Consider the following 19,406-nt stretch of genomic DNA (forward strand, 5'->3'; position numbering starts at 1 on the left):
GGCCGTCCTTCACTGCATGCTGGTCAGCTGGGACTCGCGGACTAGCGGAGCAGCTGGAGCACGCCCTGACCGGACTGGTTGGCCTGGGCGAGCATCGCGGTACCAGCCTGCGACAGGATGTTGGAGCGGGTGTACTTCACCATCTCCTCCGCCATGTCGGTGTCGGTGATACGGGACGACGCAGCCGACAGGTTCTCCTTGGAGACGTTGAGGCTGCGGATGGTGCTCTCGAAGCGGTTCTGGACGGCACCGAGGCTCGCGCGGGCGGTCGACACGTTCTTGATCTGCGTGTCGAGAGCCGTGATCGAGGTCAGAGCGTTGGCCGCCGAGTCGAACGTCAGGGCACCGACCGCGGTGGCGACGGTGGCGACGTTCGCACCGGACAGGTCGACCGAGATCTGGTCGTTCGCCGCGGTGTCGCCGGCACCGACCTGGAAGGTCAGCGTGGCGTTGGAGCCGTCGAGCAGCTTGATGCCGTTGAAGTTGGCGCTGCCCGAGATCCGGGTGAGCTCCTTCTGGAGCTGGTCGACCTCGGTCTTGATGGCGGCGCGCGAGTCGGTGTTGTTCGAGTCGTTACCTGCCTGGACGGCCAGGTCGCGCACGCGCTGCAGGATCGAGTGGACCTCGGTCAGCTGACCTTCAGCGGTCTGCACGACGCTGATGCCGTCCTGAGCGTTGCGGGCGGCGACGGTGAGGCCGCCGACCTGCGACTTCAGGCCCTCCGAGATGGCCAGGCCCGCCGCGTCGTCCGCCGCACGGTTGATGCGAAGGCCGCTGGACAGCTTCTCGAGCGACTTCGAGAGGTCGCTCTGCGTGTTGTTCAGGTTGCGGTAGGCGTTGTTGGCCGCGATGTTGGTGTTGATCTGCATACCCATGATGTTTCCTCCATGATCTGGGTTGTGTTCCGCGGCCCATCCGTGGCCCGCGAGGAGCCCTATCGGCCGGTCTCACCGGTCCGTTAGGGACGTCAGGATGCTCGCGCGGGCGAGGTGGGGGAGAGGGGCGCGGGATGCGCGCCCATGTGCGCGACCGCGTGCTGGGCGAGGCGGGCGAGGTAGGCGCTGCGCCGGGCCTGCGAGGTCTTGGCCTCGATGACCTCCGGGTCGCCCTCGTCGGCGTAGTGGGTCGCCAGCCCCTCGCGCATGAGGCGGATGGCCTCCGAGCGCTGCTGCGAGACGGCGGAGTGCGTGATCCCCAGCTCGTCGGCGATCTCGGTGACGGTGCGGTCGTCGAAGTAGATGGCCTCGACGATGGAGCGCATCCGATCGGGGAGGGCGGCGACGGCCGCGCGCACGTAGGCGGTGCGCTCCCCGGTCATGAGAGCCTCCTCCGGCCCGGCGGCGTCGGAGACGAGGAGGGGCTCGACCGTCTCGTCGAGCGCGGTCACGGTGCGGGCGGCGTCGGCGAGGCCGGCCGCCGCCGTCTGACGGTCGACGCCCAGCGCGTCGGCGATCTCGTCGACGGTCGGCGTGCGCCCGAGGGCGGCGGTGAGGCTCTCGCGCACGGCGACCGTCTCCTTGATGCGCTTGCGCGCGGAGCGGGTGGCCCAATCGCTCGCCCGCAGCTCGTCGGCCAGGGCGCCGAGGATGCGGGTGCGGGCGTAGGCCCCGAACGGCACGCCGGTGGACGCGTCGTACGCGTCGGCGGCGGCCACCAGCGCAAGGGAGCCGGCGGAGGCCAGGTCGTCCCTCGACAGGTGGGTGGCGCGCGAGACCAGGTCGGAGACCAGGTACCCCACCAGCGGCAGGTTCTCTACGACGAGCGCGTTTCGTTCGTTGCGGTTCACGCGTGCGACCCCTCTTCATCGGACGGGTACCACGGCGCAGCCCTCCAGGAGCGGGCTGAGACGGGTACTCGGGCGGTGCTGTCGATTGCTCGGGCTGGGTCGGGTGCCGAGCAGGTGCTAGGGGTCTTTCCGTTTTCACGGTAACAACGGCGGCGCACTCCGGTCTCGCGATGGATGCCCCCACTACAGGGCAGGAGGCACCCCCAAAAATGGGATCACCGACATCCCCGTGAACGGTCTATGCGGCTGATAAGGACGAGCTGGGAAGAGGGGGAGCGCGCTGAGGGTATTCGCAGCCGTGCGCGCCTAACATCGAGGTCATCGGTGCCGATTGTCCCTGGTGTCGACGGGCAGGTCCGCCCGTCTCGCGAACCGGAGGGGACCGAGTGCGCACTACGACTCACGAGGAAGTCAGGAGCGACATGGCCGCGAGCGAACTCTCCGCGCAGCTCTGGAAGGAGCGCGAGCTCCTGGAGCTGCTGCTGTTCAAGCTCGAGGAGGAGCAGCTGCTGCTGATTGCCGGCAAGTCGCGGTGGATCTCCCACGCCACCCGTGAGGTCGAGCAGGTCATGGAACGGATGCGCGTCGCCGGGCTGACGCGCACGGTCGAAGTCGCCGAGGTCGCCGAGGCCTGGGGCCTCGGACCGGACGCCACCCTCCGGGAGCTCGCGACCGCCGCACCCGACGGCATCTGGTCGGACATCTTCGGCTCCCACCTGGCGGCGATGACGGAGCTGACCGGTCAGATCGCCGAGGTGCGGGACACCAACGAGCGCCTGCTGCGCGAGGCCTCCCGCTCCACCCAGGAGACCCTGAACGGGCTCTCCGGCGGCGGCGACCCCGGCCTGTACGGCGCCGCAGGCGAGAGCCGCAGCGGCGACGGCGGCGCGCGATTCTTCGACACGGAGGCGTAGCGCGATGAGCACCTTCAGCGGCCTGAACACCGCGTACACCGGCCTCGTCGCGGCCAAGGCGGGCCTCGATGTGGTCGGCCAGAACCTCGTCAACGCCAACACCGCCGGCTACACGCGTCAGCGGGTGGCGACCTCCGCCGTCGAACCCCTGAGCTCGGCCGGTCTCTTCAGCGGGGGCATGCAGCCGGGTCAGGGCGTGTTCGTCGGCGGCGTGCAACGGCTCGACGACGCCGCCCTCAGCTCCCGGGTGCGCGCCACCTCCGCGGTCTCCGGCTACTCCAGTACGCGTGCCCAGGCGCTCGCGTCGCTGGAGGCCTCGCTCAACGAGCCGGGCACCAACGGCATCTCGACACAGCTGCAGAAGTTCTGGTCCGCCTGGGGGGACGTCTCCAACCAGGCCGGTGAGCAGGCGCCCGCCGGCGTGCTGCTCGGCCAGGCGGGCAGCCTGGTGACGCAGATCGCACAGGGCTACCAGGCGGTCGACGACCAGTGGTCGACGCTGCGCACGCAGGCCGGCGGGATGGTCGACGACCTCAACTCCGCCGCGAACGCCGTCGCCGAGCTCAACGGCCGCATCCGCGCGGCGCTGAACGCGGGCGCCTCGGCGAATGAGCTGATGGACCAGCGGGACGCGCTGACGACGAAGATCGCCTCGCTCGCCGGGGGAGTGGTGCGCGCCAACCAGGACGGCACGGTCGACGTGCTGGTGGGCGGCAACGCGCTGGTGCAGGGCACCTCGGCGAACGCCGTCGCCCTGGCGGGCGCGCAGCGCATGTCCGACGCCGGCGGCGACGCGGTGCGGCTCGAATGGGCGTACCGTCCCGGCTCCGCCATCGCGATGGAGGGTGGAGCGATCGCCGGCGCGATCTCCACGCTCGCCCCGGCCGACGCGTCCGGCACCGGGGGCGTGCTCGCCGAGGCCGCCGCCGGCTTCAACTCCTTCGCCGTGACGATCGCGCAGCGCGTCAACGACATCCACCGCACGGGCGCGACCAGCACCGGGGCGACCGGGCTCGACTTCTTCGCCATCGACGCGAGCAAGCCCGCCGCCCTGGGCCTCTCGGTCGTGCCGACGAGCGTCTCGCAGATCGCGACAGGCACGCCGGGGGCCGGCGGCACGGACGGCAGCATCGCCGACAGGATCGCCCAGCTCGGGACCGGCACGGACGCCGTGGACAAGCAGTGGTCGTCCTTCGTCGTGCACATCGGCGTCGCGAGCAAGATCGCGCAGCAGCAGGGGGATCTCGCAGAGCTCTCCGCGAGCTCCGCCACCAGCGCGCTGCTCGCCAACTCCTCCGTCGACCTCGACGAGGAGAACATGAACATGCTCGCGTTCCAGCACGCCTATCAGGGTGCTGCGCGCGTGATGACGGCTGTGGACGAGGCACTCGACGTGCTCATCAACCACACCGGACTGGTCGGGAGGTAAACCGTTGTTCACCCGTGTGACGAACGCCACGCAGACGCTGGGCGCCCAGCGCAACCTGCAGCTCAGCCTGCAGCGCCAGCAGCAGCTCTACGACCAGGCGACGAGCCGCCGGCAGATCACCAAGCCGTCGGACGATCCGACGGCCACGGCGAGCGCCCTCGGCGTGCGCGCCGATCAGGCGGCGACCGCGCAGTACAAGCGCAACGCCGACAACGGCGACGCGTGGCTGACCACGGCCGACTCCACTCTGAACTCCGTGGAGGACATCATGCGCCGCGTGCGCGACCTCACCGTCTCGGGCGCGAACGACGGCTCGCTCTCGACCGAGGCGAAGGAGGCCATCGCCACGGAGCTCGACGGGCTCAAGAAGTCGCTCCTGTCGCTGGCGAACACCAGCTACCTCGGTCGCACCGTCTTCGCCGGAAACTCGGATGCGGGCGTCGCGTTCCAGCCGGACTACTCCTTCACCGGAGCCGCGGGAAGTACAGTGGAGCGCAGGATCGGCCCGGACACGACGGTGCGGGTGGATGCCGACGGGGCCGCCGTCTTCGGCACGGGCTCCGGTTCGGTGTTCGCCCTGCTCGACGCCATCTCGAACGATCTGCGGACGGGGGTCAACGTCGGTCCCCGCCTCGGCGAGATCGACGACAGGACGAAGGCCATCGTGGGAGAGCACGCGGAGATCGGCGGGCGGCAGACCCGCATCGACAAGGCGAAGGACATGCTCGCCGTCGGTGCGAACTCGCTGGAGGCGCAGCGTTCGAGCATCGAGGACGTCGACCTGAGCAAGGTGCTCCTCGACCTCAAGACGCAGGATGTCAACTACCAGACCGCGATCGCCGTCACGGCACGTGTCCTGCAGCCGACGCTGATGGACTTCCTCCGATGAGCGCCATCCGTTTCGTCAGCCCGCCTCCCGGGCTCGAACCGCTCGCCGACTTCGAGCTGAGCCCCGTCGACGGCGCCGCGGGCCTGTTCACCCTGGCCTCGGCGGAGCGACCGGAGATCCGGCTGTTCACACTCGACGCCGAACGACACCTGCCCGGCTACTCGCCGGAGCTGCCGGACGACCGCGCCGTCGAGCTCGGCATCGAGACGGCCGACCAGGCGCAGCTCTTGGTCGTCGTGACGCCGTCGCTGCAGGGGAGCACCGTCAACCTGCTCGCCCCCGTGATCGTCAATCGTCTGACGGGTGCCGCCCTCCAGCTGGTGCTGGACGACGACGCGTTCCCGGTGCGCGCCGAGCTGGCGGCACTCGCCGGAGCCTGACCTACTTCGCGGCCGGCGCCTTCGCCGGGCACGGCGCGGACTTCGTCATCGCGTCGACCGTCTGCTCCTCCGACCACGGGAGCGCCGCGACGACCTTGGCGCCCTTGGCGGCCGCCGGGATCTTGGAGGCGATGGAGGCGAACCGCTGGGCCAGCGCCCGGGCGAACCCCGAGCCGGGGGTCGAGTTGTTCAGGGCGACGACGACCGTGAGGCCCGAGGCCGGGTCGGTGTACATGGCCGAGAGGTAGCCGGGGATCGCCCCGGTGCTCCCGCGCAGCGGCCCGAGCAGCTCGACGCCCAGCCCCTGCTTCTGCCAGGAGGCGCCGCTCGTCACTCCCGTCATCTGGGCGTCGGCGGTCTTCTCCTCGAGGAGGGAGCCTGCGGCGAGCGCCTGGCTGAACGCCTTCAGGTCGTGGAGGTTCGAGACCACGCCTCCGGAGGTCCAGCCACCCGACGGGGAGAGTCGCGAGACATCGCGGACGGGATCGCAGGCGACCGCGCCCACGCCGTCGACACTCGCGGAGTAGCCGGCGGGATGCGCGCCCGGCACCACGAGAGTCGAGCTCTCGGGCAGCACGCTGGCGTCCATCCCGAGCGGTTCGAAGAGGTGCTTCTCGTACAGCTCGGGCCAGTCGGCTCCGGCCGCGTTGCGCACCGCCATGCCCACGAGCACGGCGTTCGTGCGGGCGGAGGAGTGTTTCTCGCCCGGCTTCCCGGTGCGCGGGGCGGCGATGCCCTCGCTCGCGAGCTCGAGGGGCGGCCACTGCCGGGTGGGGTTCATCACCATGCGACCGTTCAGCTGCGCCGAGTAGTCGCCGAGTCCGGAGGTGTCCTGGCAGAGCTCGCGCATCGTGATGCCGTCGACGCCCACCAGGTCGGGTATCCACTTCGAGAGCGGGTCGTCGATCCCCATCGTGCTGTCGTCGACGAGCTGCAGGAACACCGTGCAGGTCATGGGGAGCGTGTTCTGCCCGATGCGGAACGTCATGTCCTCCGTGACGGGGGCGGAACCGCCACGGGTGGTCGTCCCGGAGGCGGTGGTCCAGCTGCCCGCCCACGGCGCCCACACGCCCGCGAACCCGGCGGAGGCGTCCGCCAGCGTCATCGCGTCCGTCAACGCGGACTCCAGGCGCTTCTGAACGTCGGAGGGGAAGGCGCCGGGGCGCTGACTCGGCAGATCGGAGGCGGAGGAGGAGGTGCAGGCGGTGACGCCGAGCAGGAGCACGGCCGCGGCCGCTGCGGCGACCGCCCGTCCGATCCGGTTCGCTCGTCGCATGGACTCCCCCGCCGTTCTGGTCCTCGTCCCTGGATTGTAGCCCGCGGCTTGGAACCGGCCAGGACGCAACGGGTGGTGTCCCAATCCGATCCGTTCGGCGCTGCGAAGACCAGATGAGGCGCGCATCCGTGCGCCGTCCAAGGAGGAACGAACCATGCGCACATCACCGAACCGTCTCGTCGCCACGATCTTCGGCGCCGTCTACCTGCTCGTCGGCCTGCTCGGCTTCGCCTTCACCGGCGGCGTCGGCTTCGTCGCCACCCAGGGAGGGCTGCTCCTCGGCATCTTCGAGGTCAACCCGCTGCACAACGTCGCCCATCTGCTGATCGGCGCAGCACTGCTCATCGCCGGCCTCACCCGGGCGGCCGCCGCGAAGGCCGTCAACACCACCGTCGGCGCCGTGTATCTGCTGCTCGGAATCGTCGGCTTCTTCCTGGTCGGGACCGGCGCGAACATCCTCGCGCTCAACACCCCGGACCACTTCCTCCACTTGGCGAGCGCGATCGTGCTCCTCGGTGTCGGTCTCGGTGCCGAGCGGACCGTGCGCTCCACTCCGGCCGCCGTCTGACCGACATGGCCACGGCTCCTCTGAGCAGGATGTCAGGGACCCCGTCGGTCGTCCCTCCGACCCGGGCGTTCCTCGCCGTGGCCGCGCTGGGGGCGGGTCTGCTTCACGCGGCGCTCGCCCCCAGCGCACCTCTTCCACTGCTCATCCTGCTCGTGGTCGTCGCCGCGGCGGAGCTCGCCTGGTCGGTCACGACGCTGGCCCGCGACCTGCCCCTCGTGTTCCGGCTCGTGCCCGTGCTGGCGCTGATCCCCGTGGGGCTGTGGGCGTCCCTCGCCGTCGTGGGGGCCACCGCGACCTCCGGCACCGTGCTCGCGTTGCCGCTGATCCCGATGGGAGTGGCTTCCCTGCTCGACGTCGCTGTGGCTGCCGTGAGCGCCGTGGTGCTGCGGCGCGGTCGTCCCGCATCGCAACGGGGAGGCGCGCTGCGCTTCGTGGCCGCGCTGGCGCTCAGCGCCTCCGCCGTGTGCGCCGTCACCATCCCTGCGCTCGGCCTGACGGATGCCGGCATCGCCGCGGTGACGGTCGGCCACCACCACTGAGCGGCCCGCTAAGCTGTCGGACGGAACTCGGGGGATTCCGTCGTCCGCCGGCCGGCCTCGGCCGCGCCCACATCCACGCGCCACGCGCGCGACCCCTCGGGAGCCGTCACCAGAACGCAGCGACTAGAGGGGGATCACATGACCGACCCGAACACACCGACCGACGATCAGAACCCGAGCGGCGGACAGCAGACGCCGCACGAGCAGTCGCCGGCACCGACGCCGGAGCAGGCACCGCAACCGCCGCAGGCACCGCAGGACCAGCAGCCGCTGCCGCCGCAGGCACCGCAGGACCAGCAGCCGCAGCCGCCCCAGCAGCCGCAGCCGGGCGCGTACGCCGCGGCCCCCAACCCGTACGCTCCCGCGCCGGGCGCGCGCTCCGGTATCCGCCCCTGGGTGTGGTGGGTCATCGGCGGCGCCGTGGCGTTCGTCATCGTCGTCATCGTCGCGATCGTGCTCTTCGTGACTGTGCTCGCGGGCGGCAACGGCGCGAAGGGCGTCGCCGAGCAGTACCTGCAGGACATCGCGAAGGGCAACGCGTCCGCGGCCAACAAGCTGGGCCGTGCCGACGCGTCCGACTTCCTGCTCACGGACGCGGTGCTCGCCAAGGCCGAGCGGATCACCGCTCCCGCTGTGACCCGCACCCTCACCAGCCGCAGTTCCGACCAGACCCAGGTCTCGGTCACGTACAAGCTCGCCGGCAAGACCTACCGCGACACCATCGAGCTCGACAAGGACGACAAGGGCTGGTACGTCAGCCGCGGCCTCGCCTATCAGCTGCCGTACGTCTCGTCGACCATCCCCGGTTTCACCGTCGAGGGCGCGAAGCAGGCCGTGACGTCGAAGGACTCCGAGATCTCCGCGTATCCCGCCGTCTACACGCTGGGTGCCCCGAACCGCTTCTACGAGCTCGCAGGGTCTCCGAAGCTGACGATCGCCGCGGGAACCTACGCCGACCTCAAGCTGGACCTCACGCCCTCGAAGGAGTACCTGGCCGAGGTGCAGAAGCAGGTCGACGCGCACTACGCCGACTGCGCGACCAAGACCTCGTACTACGACGTCGAGGACTGCGGCATCGAGCTGAGCTACCCCTCGAACATGAGCGTCTCGGGCTCCACCGTCGCCGTCACGGTCGTCGAGTCGCCGAAGGTCGAGGTCGACGACAGCGACTCGTACTACCAGTTCAAGATCGGCGACGGTGCGTTCACGGCCGTCCTGACCGGCTCCGACTATCGCGGCAACCCGGCGACCGAGAACCTGACCGGCAAGGCCGGTTACATCTCGGCCGACATCGAGGTGAAGGACGACAAGGTCGTGGTGAGCTTCGGCTGACCGGCGCCGAGCGCAGCGAGGGGCCGTGCGGCGATCGGGCGGGTTCTAATGGTGGTCGCAACACTCCGGTTTTCGGGAGGTTGCGACCACCGTGTCGTTTTCGGAGGAGCAGGATCGGCGTCGGGCTGAGTTCCTAGCGTTGTTGGGGTCGTTGGGCAGTGTGACTCTTGCCGCGCGTGAGTTGGGGTTGAACACGAATACCGCGTTCGGTTGGGCGCGGAAGGCCGGGTTCCGGGCGAAGGCGTATCCGGCCAGGCCGCACCCGGGACGAGAGGAGTTCGCCCGATTGCGGGCGGAGGGCGTGTCACGCCGGGAGGCAGCGGCGCGAGTCGGGATCCACGAGCGCACCGGCCGCGACTGGGATTACGGCGTGAGGAAGTCGCGGAATTCGCGGTTTTACTCGGACGGGCGACGTGTTGATTACACGACCGGGCGCACCACGATGGAGTCCATGACGAGTCCACCGCCGAAGGTTCCGGAGCAGGTTGGCTCCCGTCTCCTGTCGCTTATGGAGCGGGAGACGATCGCCGATCTCAGACGGGCCGGGCTCACACTGCGGGCGATTGGACGGGCGCTAGACAGGCCCGCATCGACGATCAAACGCGAACTCGATGCGCGTTCGAAGGGCGGTCTCTATCTCCCGCACGGCGCGCATCGGGATGCCGCCACCAAGCGAGCTCGCCCGAAACCTGCGAAGCTCGCACAGCCCGGACGGTTGCGTGAGTATGTCGCCCAGCGACTGAGGGAACAATGGTCTCCGGAGCAGATCAGCGGCGTCTTGTCGCGTGATTACGCAGATGACGAGAGCATGCAGGTGAGCACGGAGACGATCTATCAAGCGATCTACATCCAGGCCCGCGGTGGGCTCAAACGCGAGATCGCCGACGCGTTGCGCACCGGCCGCGCCCGCCGCAAACCCCACCGGTCACCCGAGCAACGCACCAGCCGGTTCGTGGATCCGATGGTGATGATCTCAGAGCGTCCGCCGGAGGTCGAAGACCGCGCCGTCCCCGGCCACTGGGAAGGTGACCTGATCGTCGGCGCGAACAACCAGTCCGCGATCCTCACACTGGTAGAGCGCACCACCCGCTACGTGATGCTCGGCCACCTCCCCGGCGAGCACACCGCCGAAGCCGTCCGCGACGTCCTCGTCGAACTGATCGGCACGCTCCCACAACACCTGCGCGGGTCGTTGACCTGGGACCAGGGAGCAGAAATGGCCGCTCACAAGGCCTTCCGGGTCGCCACCGGCGTCCCGGTCTACTTCTGCGACCCCGCGTCCCCCTGGCAACGCGGCTCGAACGAGAACACTAACGGGCTGCTGCGCCAATACTTCCCCAAGGGCACCGACCTGACCGCTCACGGCCCGGAGGACCTCGAACACGTTGCCCAGAAACTCAACAGCCGGCCACGCAAAACGCTCGGCTGGGATACCCCAGCCGAGCGTCTGATACAACTCGTTTAGTTCACTTAGTGTTGCGACGACCCCTTGAATCCGCCTCGCCGCACGGCCCCTCTGCGTCAGTGCACCGGCTCGCAGATCGTGCGGCGGATCCACTCGCCGACGGTGGCCCTGGTCACGGCCCCGGAGCGCGCGAGCCGCACGAGGTCGAGCGCGTGGTCGGTGAGGCGTCCGTCGGCGGAGTCCTCGGCGTCCCCGAGCACGTGGATGGCGAACCAGCGCGTCGCCCTCACACCGATCCGCGCCGCGACGGCGAGGATGCCGGCGAAGTGCCGCGCCTGGCCGTCCGTGCCGTCGTCGACGTGCGGGCGGAAGCCGCGCCCCCGGATCCTGTTGCGGCCGCCGCGCGCGGCATCCCAGAACCAGAGCGGACCACGGCGCACGCCCCCGGCCTCGGCGCCGAGATCGACGAAGAAGCGGCGGGAGGAGGCCGAGGTGCGGGCGAGACGCTCCGCTGTCGAGACGAGATCGGCGCAGGCGTTCATGGGGCGAGCGTAGGCCGCCCACCTGCCGACCCGCTGAAGGAGGCGCGCAGACCGGGCCGTCCAGCTTGACGGGACCCCCTTCCGTCCGTCACGATGTTAGGCAAGCCTTACCTGACCAGGAGACCCGATGGCCGAACTGATCCCCTTCTCGCAAGCGCTCCGCGAGCGCACCCGGACCGTGCACGAGGAGAGCGAAGGCGCGAACTTCATGCAGGACCTCATGAGCGGCAAGGGCAGCCGTGAGGACTACATCCACCTCCTCGCCCAGCATTACTTCATCTACGAGGCGCTCGAGGAGGCCGCGGTCCACATGGCCGACGACCCGGTCGCCGCCCTGTTCATCACCCCCAAGCTCACTCGCCTGCCGGCCATCGAGGCCGACCTCGAGTTCCTGCTCGGCAACGACTGGCGCGACCGCATCGCGCCGCTGCCGAGCACCTTCCGCTACACCGCGCGGATCCGCGAGGTGGGCCACGACTGGCCGGGCGGCTTCATCGCCCACCACTACACGCGCTACCTCGGCGACCTCTCCGGCGGTCAGATCATCCGCACCCTCCTGCAGCGCCAGTACGGTTTCGAGACGAACGGCGTCGGGTTCTACCTGTTCGCCGACATCGCCAAGCCGAAGGTCTTCAAGGACGTCTACCGCTCCCAGCTCGACGCCGTCGACTGGACGGAGGAGGAGCGCGAGCGCGTGATCGCGGAGGTCGGGCTGGCGTTCCGCTTCAACACCGAGCTGTTCAACGATCTCGCCGCGGCGAAGGCCGCCGCGGCTTGACGTTCAGCGGCGGCTGAGCGTGAAGCTCGCGCTCCCGAACCGCACGATCGACCCCGGGTCGACCTCGTGCCGCGTGTTCGGATCGCACGCGAACGTGCCCTCGCCCGGGTACGAGATGGTCGTGCCGTTCGACGAGCCCAGGTCCATCACCCAGAAGACGTCGTCGTACTGGCCGAACGCCAGGTGCGCGCGGGAGACGGACGTGTTGTCGTCGCGGATCCCGACCAGCTCCACATGGGCCGGGTCGTCGAACTCGGTCCCCGGCGTGTGGACGCCCGGGTTGCGGCCGATGACCCCGTTGCCGGTGGTCTCGACGTGCTGCCCATCGCTGAAGTCCAGCACGAACGTGATCATCTGCGTCTCCTTCGCCTCGGCCGCGCTCAGCTCGCGCTGAGCGGGACCCTCACCGGTCGTGCGTCGCGCATGAACCGCTCCACGTCGGGGTCGACCGTGATGTCGCTCGGGCGCAGCGGACGCGTCAGGTACAGCCCGTCGAGCGTCGTGATGCGGCTGAGCGCCACATACGTCTGACCGGAGGTGAAGGCCCGGCTGCCCAGGTCGACGATGGCCGCGTCGTACGTCTTGCCCTGCGACTTGTGGATGGTGACCGCCCACGCCAGGCGCAACGGGAACTGCGTGAACTCCGCCACCACGTCCTTCGTGAGTTTCTTGGTCTCGGGGGAGTAGCTGTACTTGAACTTCTCCCAGATCGTGGGCTCGACCTCGTGGACCTCCCCGTCGACGTCGACGAAGACAGTGGAGTCGATGCGCGTGACCGTGCCGATCGTTCCATTGACCCAGCGCGGCCCGTCGCCCTGCCCGACATCGTTGCGCAGGAACATGACCTGGGCGCCGACTTTCAGCTCCAGGGCTTCCTCCGCCGGGTAGTTGCGGCCGCCGAAGTCGCCGCTGATCTCGGCCTTCGCCGTCAGCACCCGGCCGGGGAGCCGCTCGAGCGCCTGCGCGTTGATGCGGTTGACCGTGTCGTTGCGGGTCGCGAGGGTGATCGTGCCGTCGTCCGGGGCCGGCCGGGCGCCGACCTCGTTCAGCCGGTCGGCGATCTCCTTCGTCACCTGCCCGTGCCGCACGGCGTTGAGCATGAACCGGAAGTCGGACTCGTGCTGCCGGTGCACCTGCAGCAGTTCCACGATGCGCAGCTCGGACTCCTGCCACACCTTGGCGTCGAAGAACCACATCGAGCGGTAGTTGTCGGTGAAGTAGGCGCGCTCCTCCTGGTCTCCCGGCACGGGGGCCAGCTGGTACGGGTCGCCGAAGAGCACGACCTGCACGCCGCCGAACGATTCGGCCGGGCGCTGGCGCGCCTGGCGCAGGCTGCGGTCGACCGCGTCCATGAGGTCGGCGTTGACCATCGAGACCTCGTCGATCACGAGGGTGTCGATCGTGTTGAGGAGCTTGCGCAGCTCGGCGCTCTGCTCGATGGCGTGATCGGCGATGACGCCGATGGGCAGCCGGAAGAGCGAGTGGATGGTCTGGCCGCCCACGTTGAGGGCGGCGACGCCCGTCGGTGCCGCGATCACGATCGACTTCTCCGTGTTCCAGGAGAGGTGGTTGAGCAGGGTGGACTTGCCCGTGCCCGCGCGACCCGTCACGAAGACGTGCTCACGCGTGTGCTCGATGAGTTCGAACACCGCCTGCTGCTCCGGCGAGAGCGAGAGTCGGCCCATCCGAGTCCCTTTCCCCTCGCGCGACCTGCCGGACTACTCTAACCCGCGTGGCCGAGCGGGAGCCGCTTCTACACAGGCCAATAGGATGGCTTCATGGCTGGGGATGAGTCGGGGCGCCGAGTGCGCACGCTCATCGTCTGGTCCGGCATCGGGCTCCTGCTCCTCGTCGCGTTGTTCGCGGCGTTCGGCGCCGTTCAGCGCACCTACTACAGCGCCTCGGGCTTCGTCGCCGGCTACATGCAGACCCTCGCCGCGCGCGATGTCGCCGCAGCCCTCGGGATGCCGGGTGCCGCGCCGACCTCCGCCGCCCTGAAGCAGGCCGGACTGCCCTCCAGCGCCTCGCGGGAGCTTCTGCGGGCCGATCTCCTGCCACGCATCGCCGACATCCGCGTCGTCTCCGACCGCACCCGATCGAGCGGTGTCCACGACGTCACCGTCGAGGCGACCTCGGACGGCCACGCCGTGAGCGCGACCTTCGCCGTCGAGCAGTCGGGCTCGGTTCTCGGCATCCTGCCCCTGTGGCGGTTCGCCACGACGCCGCTCACCGTCGCGCACATCACGGTCGCCCACGCGCAGGACTTCACCATCGCCTCCCACACGGTCGACCCGCGTGCCGCCGCCCCCGACCAGCCCGCGAACGCCTTCAGCGTCGCCGCCGACTATCTCATGTTCGCGCCCGGCCGCTACGTGCTCGGCCACACCTCGAGATACCTCGACGCCGCGCCCGCCGTCGTCCTCGCCGCCCCGGCACGCACCGTGGAGACGACCGTCGACGCCCAGCCGACACAGGCGTTCACGGACGCCGTGCAGAAGCAGCTGAACGCCTTCCTCGACCAGTGTGCGACCCAGCAGGTCCTCCAGCCCGCCGGCTGCCCCTTCGGGGTGGAGATCGACGACCGCGTGCAGGGCGCCCCCGCCTGGACCATAGCCACGTATCCCGCCGTGCACGTCTCGGCCGGCGCGACCGCGTGGACGATGGACCAGGCGGTGGGAGTGGCGCACCTCTCGGTCACCGTGCAGTCGCTGTTCGACGGGACGATCGATCAGCGCGAGTCGGACGAGCGCTTCGCCGTCTCCCTCACGAGCGTCACCATCCGTTCGGACGGCTCGCTCGACATCGTCGTGGGGCAGTAGCAGTAGCTACTGCCGCTCGGCCCCGTCGCGCTGCGCCAGGCGCGCGAGCTGCTCGTTGTAGGCGCGCAGCTCGGCGTCGTTCGTCCGGTCCGCGTTGCGGTCGCGGCGGCGCGTCTCGCGCTCGTCGCTGCGGCTCCACTGGATCGCGACGACGATCGCCAGGATGACGGTCGGGATCTCTCCGATGCTCCAGGCGATGCCGCCGCCCGTCTGCTGGTCGACGAGCGGGGGGTCGCCCCAGGTGCGGCCCATCGCACCGAACCAGTCGGCGAGCAGGAGGCCGTGCATCTGCATGATCGAGAGGCCGAAGAACGCGTGGAACGCCATCGTCAGCAGCAGGAGCAGCAGCCGGAACGGGTAGGGGAGCCGGAACTTCACCGGGTCGATCCCGATCAGCGACTGCACGAACAGGTAGCCGGTGATGAGGAAGTGGACGACCATCCACTCGTGCCCGATGTGGTCCGTCGTCGCCCACCGGAAGATCGGCGTGTAGTAGAACACCCACAGCGAGCCGGCGAACAGGATCGCCGCGACGATCGGGTTGGAGACGATCGCCGCGAAACGCGAGTGCACGGCGAGCAGGATCCACTCGCGGCCGCCGCGGGATCCGTCGGTGCGCTTGCGGATGGCGCGCGCGGCCAAGGTCACCGGTGCGCCGGGAACGAGCAGCAGCGGCACGGCCATCGTCAGCACCATGTGCGCCGACATGTGCGCCGAGAACAGGTACTTCTCGTAGACGTTGACGCCGCCGTTCGTGATGTAGAACAGCAGCGCGATGCCCAGCACCCACAGGACGGTGCGGTAGATCGGCCAGGCGTCGCCGCGCCGCCGCAGGCGCCACACTCCGGCGAGGTAGAAGAACAACGCGAAGGCGCAGCCCAGCACCCAGAGCAGGTCGAAGTTCCAGCTGGTGAAGAGCCGGCCCCAGGTGAGCTCGGGCGGGAGCTTCTCGCCGGTGAGGATCTCGGCGGGCGTCGGGGTCGCGGCGCGCGTCTGCGGGACGGGCGTGACGGTGCGCGCGAGAGCGGCCGCCACACCGGAGGCGATGCCCATGAAGGCGAGCTCCGCCGTGACGATCCACCAGAAGGTGCCGCGCTTGCCGCCCGCCTTCAGCCTCCCGATCAGGATGCGACGCTGCGAGACCCCGAAGAGGCCGAGCACGACGAGGACCGCCACCTTGACGAGCACGAGGATGCCGTACGGCGTGGCCAGCTGGGCGAGGTCGCCGATGCGCAGCTCCGCGTTCACGTACCCGGAGGCCGCGACCACGATGAACGAGATCAGCGCGATCGAGGAGTACCGTTCCATCACCGTCACGAGCCGGTCGCCGCCGAAGACGCCGCGGAGCACGATGATCGTCACGAGACCGCCCAGCCAGATGGCGGCGAACAGCACGTGCAGACCGAACGAGGTGACGGCGGCGTCGTGACCCGCGGCCTCCGCACTGTGGCCCTGCTGCGCCATGGGGACGACGGCGGCCATCGCCAGCACGGTGACGAAGATCAGGGCCGTCTGGTTGCGCACGGCGAAGCAGAGCACGGTGACGGCGGCGGCGATCAGTGTGACGCCGAGCCACGCCTGGCCGAGGGAGACGCTGGTGATGAAGGAGCTCAGGCCGTTGCTGAAGGTCTCGTCGAACGACCACGGCACGTTCGACACGCTCACGAAGGTGAAGAGGCCGGTCGCGGCGGCAGCCACCGTCATCACCGCGGCGCATCCCGCAGCGAAGTCGAGGGCCTTGCCGAATTCCTCGCGATCCGGCGTGAACACGAAGCAGACAAGGACGAGAGCGCCGACCACTCCCGAGAGGCTGAGGTTGACGATCAGGGTCGCGATCGGGAGACCGTACCGCACGAGCGCGCCCGGGTCGGCCAGCAGCGGAGCCGTCGCTCCGCCGCCGAAGGCGAGGCCGGCCAGCACGGACGCCAGGGCGGCGACGAGCAGCGCGGCAGGGCCGATCACACGGACGATTCGGGGCACCAGACCAGCCTACGGCCCCGGGCCTGGGCGCCCGCCCACAGCATCCGCCGCGCCCCTCCCGGATACGACGAAGGCGGCGCCGCAGTGCGCGGCGCCGCCCTCGGGCAAAGCGAAGGGGGACTTACTTGACGGCAGCCTTCAGCTTCGAGCCCGCGGTCAGCTTGACGCGGTGGCCGGCCGGGATCGAGATCTCGGCGCCGGTCTGCGGGTTGCGGCCGGTGCGCGCAGCGGTCTCGGTGCGCTCGGCGGCGAGCCAGCCCGGGATGGTGACCTTGCCACCGGCGGCGACGGTCTCGGAGATGGTCGCGAAGAAAGCGTCGACGACACCGGAGACGGTGGCCTGGCTCTGCCCCGACGCCGCGGCGACGGCAGCGACGAGCTCGGTCTTGTTCAGCGACTTGTCAGCCATTGAGTGTCCTCCTCGGACGTTGTGCTGGATCTCCAGCTTGCAGTGGAACAGCCACGGCCGCGGAGGGCCATAACGTTTGGTCGGATGACCGCCTCGAATGTATCAGGAATCCGCGGAAACACGCGGATTTTCGGCGTTTCCCACCGCTCTTTCACCTTGCGGAGGCCTCCCGGGACGACGAAAAGGGGCGCCCGGTCGGAAACCGGACGCCCCTTTCGTGCGTCGCCCGCTGATTACCAGCTGGACTTGGTGATGCCGGGCAGCTCGCCACGGTGCGCCATGTCGCGGAAGCGCACGCGCGAGATGCCGAACTTGCTGAGGTTTCCGCGCGGACGGCCGTCGACGGCGTCGCGGTTGCGGACGCGGATCGGCGAGGCGTCGCGGGGGAGCTTCTGCAGACCGACGCGCGCGGCCTCGCGGGACTCGTCGGTGCCGTTCGGGTCGACGAGAGCCTTCTTGAGCTCGGCACGACGGGCGGCGTAGCGCTCGACGACGACCTTGCGCTGCTCGTTCTTGGCGATCTTGGACTTCTTGGCCATGTTTAGCGCTCCTCTCGGAAGTCGACGTGCTTGCGCACGACGGGGTCGTACTTCTTGAGCACGAGACGGTCAGGGTTGTTGCGGCGGTTCTTGCGGGTCACGTAGGTGTACCCGGTGCCCGCCGTGGAACGGAGCTTGATGATCGGACGGATGTCCTGCTGCTTTGCCATTAGATCTTCTCCCCACGGGCCAGGAGGTCCTTCACGACGGCCTCGATGCCACGGGCGTCGATGACCTTGATGCCCTTGGCGCTCAGGGTCAGGGTGACGTTACGGCGAAGCGACGGAACGTAGTACGTCTTCTTCTGGATGTTCGGGTCGAACCGGCGCTTGTTGCGACGGTGCGAGTGCGAGATGGAGTGACCGAAGCCGGGAACGGCTCCAGTCACCTGGCACACTGCTGCCATTGCTTTCTTCTCCAATACCGTGAGGCCGGACGGCCTCACCCAAGGTCACTTGTCGGCGCACGACTTCCCCACGCTTGGAAGGGTGTGAGGGTTTCGAACGCGATCTGAGCAGGAGGAGCCCACTCAGCCAAAGAACAACTCTACGACACGCCCGGGGTACTGGCAAATCCTGCGGTGCCCGCGTCTCACATACCGTCTATCTGATAGTCTCGAAGAGCCAACCCGCTCCTCCACGTGAGGGCGGGTCTTTTCTTTTTCGGCAGTCACCAGCCATCCGGCTTGCGGTGGTTCCCAACCACCTCGGGAAGCTGACTCCCCAGATACTCGGCCGCGGTGAGCCTTCGCCACCAGTGGCGTCCGACACCATCATCCGGACGGCCCTTGAGTGCACCGGCTGTGGGGTTCGTGGACGGGTTCACCGTTCCCACGGGGACATGTTCACGCGCCATCCGCAGCGGCAGTTCGAGATCCGAATCGTTGGTGATGACGATCGCCGCATCCACCACTCCCGTCAGAACGTCGAAGAGGAGGTGGGAGGCGACATTGACGTCGGAGCCCTTCTCCTCCCGCTTCTGCACGGTCGCCATCACCCGGTGCAGGTCGGTATCCTCCCGATCAGGCAGGCGCCGCAACGGCAGCCTCGCGTCCCAGTGCTCGCCCGACCAACGGTAGGCAGTCGGCCGGTACGTACCGCGCTCCTCGTTGACGAGGGGCTCCTCCTTCGCCCAGGACACGTAGCGGCCCTCAGCGATCACATCGACTGAACCCGCTTCCACCAATGCCCCGAGGTAGGCGGTCTGATCGGCCCTGCCGCTCGCGTTGTCCGCCGCTTCAACGCGTGCTGTGCAGTAGATGACGCGCGTGATCCGCGAGCCCTGCCAACCGGCCATCGGCCCGACGAGAGCACGCAGATCCAGCCACCGCCACCCGTGAGTTCCGCGACCACAGTGCTTCCTGGCCCCGTAGTACAGGTTGAATCCGTCGACGTAGACCCCGATGCGCATCCATCGAGTCTAGTGATCAGATTTCAGTGCTTAGCGCGAGCAGTTCTCGCACAGCCCGAAGACGTCGACGACGTGCTGCGCCTGGGTGAAGCCGTGCGCCGCTGCCGCCGAACGAGCCCATTCCTCGACCGCGTCGGCCTCGATCTCGACGGTGAGACCGCAGTTGCGGCAGATGAGGTGGTGGTGGTGGCCGCCGGTGCAGGCGCGGTAGAGGCTCTCTCCCTCGGGGGACTGCAGCGAGTCCGCATCCCCCTCCGCGGCGAGGTCGGCGAGCGCGCGGTACACCGTGGCCAGGCCGATCGGCGAGCCGGTCTCGTGGAGGTTGAGGTGCAGCGACTGCGCGCTGATGAAGCCCTCCGTCGAGGACAGGGCCTCTCGGACGGCCTCCCGCTGCCAGGTGTTCCGCTTCAC

At 69.2% G+C, this 19,406-nt stretch carries 23 protein-coding genes; 10 read left to right on the forward strand and 13 right to left on the reverse strand.

The features are described from left to right. Positions 1 to 41: 41 nt before the first annotated feature. Both IT072_RS20210 and IT072_RS20215 read right to left on the reverse strand, forming a co-directional pair. Complete coding sequence (locus IT072_RS20210; protein WP_223358627.1) at positions 42 to 875, reverse strand: flagellin N-terminal helical domain-containing protein; 834 nt, start codon at positions 873 to 875, stop codon at positions 42 to 44. Between the two features lie 92 nt (positions 876 to 967). After that, positions 968 to 1,786 carry a sigma-70 family RNA polymerase sigma factor gene (locus tag IT072_RS20215; protein WP_223358628.1) on the reverse strand — a complete coding sequence of 273 codons (819 nt, stop codon included), beginning with the start codon at positions 1,784 to 1,786 and terminating at the stop codon, positions 968 to 970. 422 nt (positions 1,787 to 2,208) lie between these two features. Between IT072_RS20215 and flgN the strand changes: the two genes are divergently transcribed. The 4 genes from flgN to fliW are packed head-to-tail and all read left to right on the forward strand — an operon-like array spanning position 2,209 to position 5,398. Then, positions 2,209 to 2,700 (forward strand): flagellar export chaperone FlgN, encoded by a 492-nt coding sequence (gene flgN / locus IT072_RS20220; RefSeq protein WP_223358629.1) that lies wholly within the window; start codon positions 2,209 to 2,211, stop codon positions 2,698 to 2,700. Between the two features lie 4 nt (positions 2,701 to 2,704). Next, a complete protein-coding gene (flgK, locus tag IT072_RS20225; protein WP_223358630.1) occupies positions 2,705 to 4,129 on the forward strand; it encodes a flagellar hook-associated protein FlgK in 1,425 nt (474 codons plus the stop codon). A gap of 16 nt (positions 4,130 to 4,145) precedes the next feature. Next, a complete protein-coding gene (gene flgL / locus IT072_RS20230; protein ID WP_327058924.1) occupies positions 4,146 to 5,018 on the forward strand; it encodes a flagellar hook-associated protein FlgL in 873 nt (290 codons plus the stop codon). After that, positions 5,015 to 5,398 carry a flagellar assembly protein FliW gene (fliW, locus tag IT072_RS20235; protein WP_223358632.1) on the forward strand — a complete coding sequence of 128 codons (384 nt, stop codon included), beginning with the start codon at positions 5,015 to 5,017 and terminating at the stop codon, positions 5,396 to 5,398. The genes flgL and fliW overlap by 4 nt, the downstream gene beginning before the upstream one ends. A gap of 1 nt (position 5,399) precedes the next feature. Here fliW and IT072_RS20240 read toward each other — a convergent pair whose 3' ends face one another. Then, on the reverse strand, positions 5,400 to 6,674 hold the full coding sequence (locus IT072_RS20240; protein ID WP_223358633.1) for a serine hydrolase domain-containing protein: 1,275 nt from the start codon (positions 6,672 to 6,674) through the stop codon (positions 5,400 to 5,402). A 154-nt stretch (positions 6,675 to 6,828) separates the two neighbouring features. On the opposite strand from IT072_RS20240, the gene IT072_RS20245 reads away from it, so the two are divergent. From IT072_RS20245 to IT072_RS20260, 4 genes are all read left to right on the forward strand, one after another. Continuing rightward, positions 6,829 to 7,242, forward strand: coding sequence for a DUF4383 domain-containing protein (locus tag IT072_RS20245; RefSeq protein WP_223358634.1), 414 nt, complete (start codon positions 6,829 to 6,831; stop codon positions 7,240 to 7,242). 29 nt (positions 7,243 to 7,271) lie between these two features. Continuing rightward, positions 7,272 to 7,781, forward strand: coding sequence for a hypothetical protein (locus IT072_RS20250; protein ID WP_223358635.1), 510 nt, complete (start codon positions 7,272 to 7,274; stop codon positions 7,779 to 7,781). Between the two features lie 138 nt (positions 7,782 to 7,919). Continuing rightward, positions 7,920 to 9,113: a hypothetical protein gene (locus IT072_RS20255; protein WP_223358636.1), complete on the forward strand. Its 1,194-nt coding sequence runs from the start codon at positions 7,920 to 7,922 to the stop codon at positions 9,111 to 9,113. Between the two features lie 301 nt (positions 9,114 to 9,414). After that, positions 9,415 to 10,578, forward strand: coding sequence for an IS30 family transposase (locus tag IT072_RS20260; protein ID WP_223360928.1), 1,164 nt, complete (start codon positions 9,415 to 9,417; stop codon positions 10,576 to 10,578). A gap of 56 nt (positions 10,579 to 10,634) precedes the next feature. On the opposite strand, the gene IT072_RS20265 is transcribed toward IT072_RS20260, so the two are convergent. Beyond that, the gene (locus tag IT072_RS20265) at positions 10,635 to 11,060 is read right to left on the reverse strand and encodes a hypothetical protein (protein ID WP_223358637.1); all 426 of its coding nucleotides are present in this window, start codon (positions 11,058 to 11,060) and stop codon (positions 10,635 to 10,637) included. Between the two features lie 127 nt (positions 11,061 to 11,187). On the opposite strand from IT072_RS20265, the gene IT072_RS20270 reads away from it, so the two are divergent. Beyond that, a complete protein-coding gene (locus IT072_RS20270; protein WP_223358638.1) occupies positions 11,188 to 11,838 on the forward strand; it encodes a biliverdin-producing heme oxygenase in 651 nt (216 codons plus the stop codon). 3 nt (positions 11,839 to 11,841) lie between these two features. Here IT072_RS20270 and IT072_RS20275 read toward each other — a convergent pair whose 3' ends face one another. Together IT072_RS20275 and IT072_RS20280 are read right to left on the reverse strand one after the other, a co-directional pair. Further along, a complete protein-coding gene (locus IT072_RS20275; RefSeq protein ID WP_223358639.1) occupies positions 11,842 to 12,192 on the reverse strand; it encodes an FHA domain-containing protein in 351 nt (116 codons plus the stop codon). A 26-nt stretch (positions 12,193 to 12,218) separates the two neighbouring features. Beyond that, positions 12,219 to 13,523, reverse strand: a complete 1,305-nt coding sequence (locus IT072_RS20280) for an ATP-dependent DNA helicase (protein WP_223358640.1) — start codon at positions 13,521 to 13,523, stop codon at positions 12,219 to 12,221. Between the two features lie 93 nt (positions 13,524 to 13,616). On the opposite strand from IT072_RS20280, the gene IT072_RS20285 reads away from it, so the two are divergent. Continuing rightward, entirely contained in the window at positions 13,617 to 14,657 is a 1,041-nt protein-coding gene (locus IT072_RS20285; RefSeq protein WP_223358641.1) for a hypothetical protein, read from the forward strand. A 6-nt stretch (positions 14,658 to 14,663) separates the two neighbouring features. Here the strand turns inward: IT072_RS20285 and IT072_RS20290 are convergent, their stop codons facing one another. The 7 genes from IT072_RS20290 to IT072_RS20320 all read right to left on the reverse strand — a co-directional run bounded on the left by IT072_RS20290 (position 14,664) and on the right by IT072_RS20320 (position 19,406). After that, positions 14,664 to 16,637, reverse strand: coding sequence for a cytochrome c oxidase assembly protein (locus IT072_RS20290; RefSeq protein ID WP_223358642.1), 1,974 nt, complete (start codon positions 16,635 to 16,637; stop codon positions 14,664 to 14,666). A gap of 121 nt (positions 16,638 to 16,758) precedes the next feature. Beyond that, positions 16,759 to 17,046, reverse strand: a complete 288-nt coding sequence (locus IT072_RS20295) for an HU family DNA-binding protein (RefSeq protein WP_021760167.1) — start codon at positions 17,044 to 17,046, stop codon at positions 16,759 to 16,761. Between the two features lie 233 nt (positions 17,047 to 17,279). Next, positions 17,280 to 17,585: a 30S ribosomal protein S14 gene (rpsN, locus tag IT072_RS20300; protein WP_223358643.1), complete on the reverse strand. Its 306-nt coding sequence runs from the start codon at positions 17,583 to 17,585 to the stop codon at positions 17,280 to 17,282. Positions 17,586 to 17,587: 2 nt separating this feature from the next. Further along, positions 17,588 to 17,755 (reverse strand): 50S ribosomal protein L33, encoded by a 168-nt coding sequence (gene rpmG / locus IT072_RS20305; RefSeq protein ID WP_021760158.1) that lies wholly within the window; start codon positions 17,753 to 17,755, stop codon positions 17,588 to 17,590. Further along, entirely contained in the window at positions 17,755 to 17,991 is a 237-nt protein-coding gene (gene rpmB, locus IT072_RS20310; RefSeq protein ID WP_223358644.1) for a 50S ribosomal protein L28, read from the reverse strand. The genes rpmG and rpmB overlap by 1 nt, the downstream gene beginning before the upstream one ends. 263 nt (positions 17,992 to 18,254) lie before the next feature. Beyond that, positions 18,255 to 18,995, reverse strand: a complete 741-nt coding sequence (locus IT072_RS20315; protein ID WP_223358645.1) for an NYN domain-containing protein — start codon at positions 18,993 to 18,995, stop codon at positions 18,255 to 18,257. 30 nt (positions 18,996 to 19,025) lie between these two features. Next, complete coding sequence (locus IT072_RS20320) at positions 19,026 to 19,406, reverse strand: Fur family transcriptional regulator (RefSeq protein ID WP_223358646.1); 381 nt, start codon at positions 19,404 to 19,406, stop codon at positions 19,026 to 19,028.

Origin of the sequence: Leifsonia sp. ZF2019 (genome assembly GCF_019924635.1) — a bacterium.
Lineage (GTDB): Bacteria > Actinomycetota > Actinomycetes > Actinomycetales > Microbacteriaceae > Leifsonia.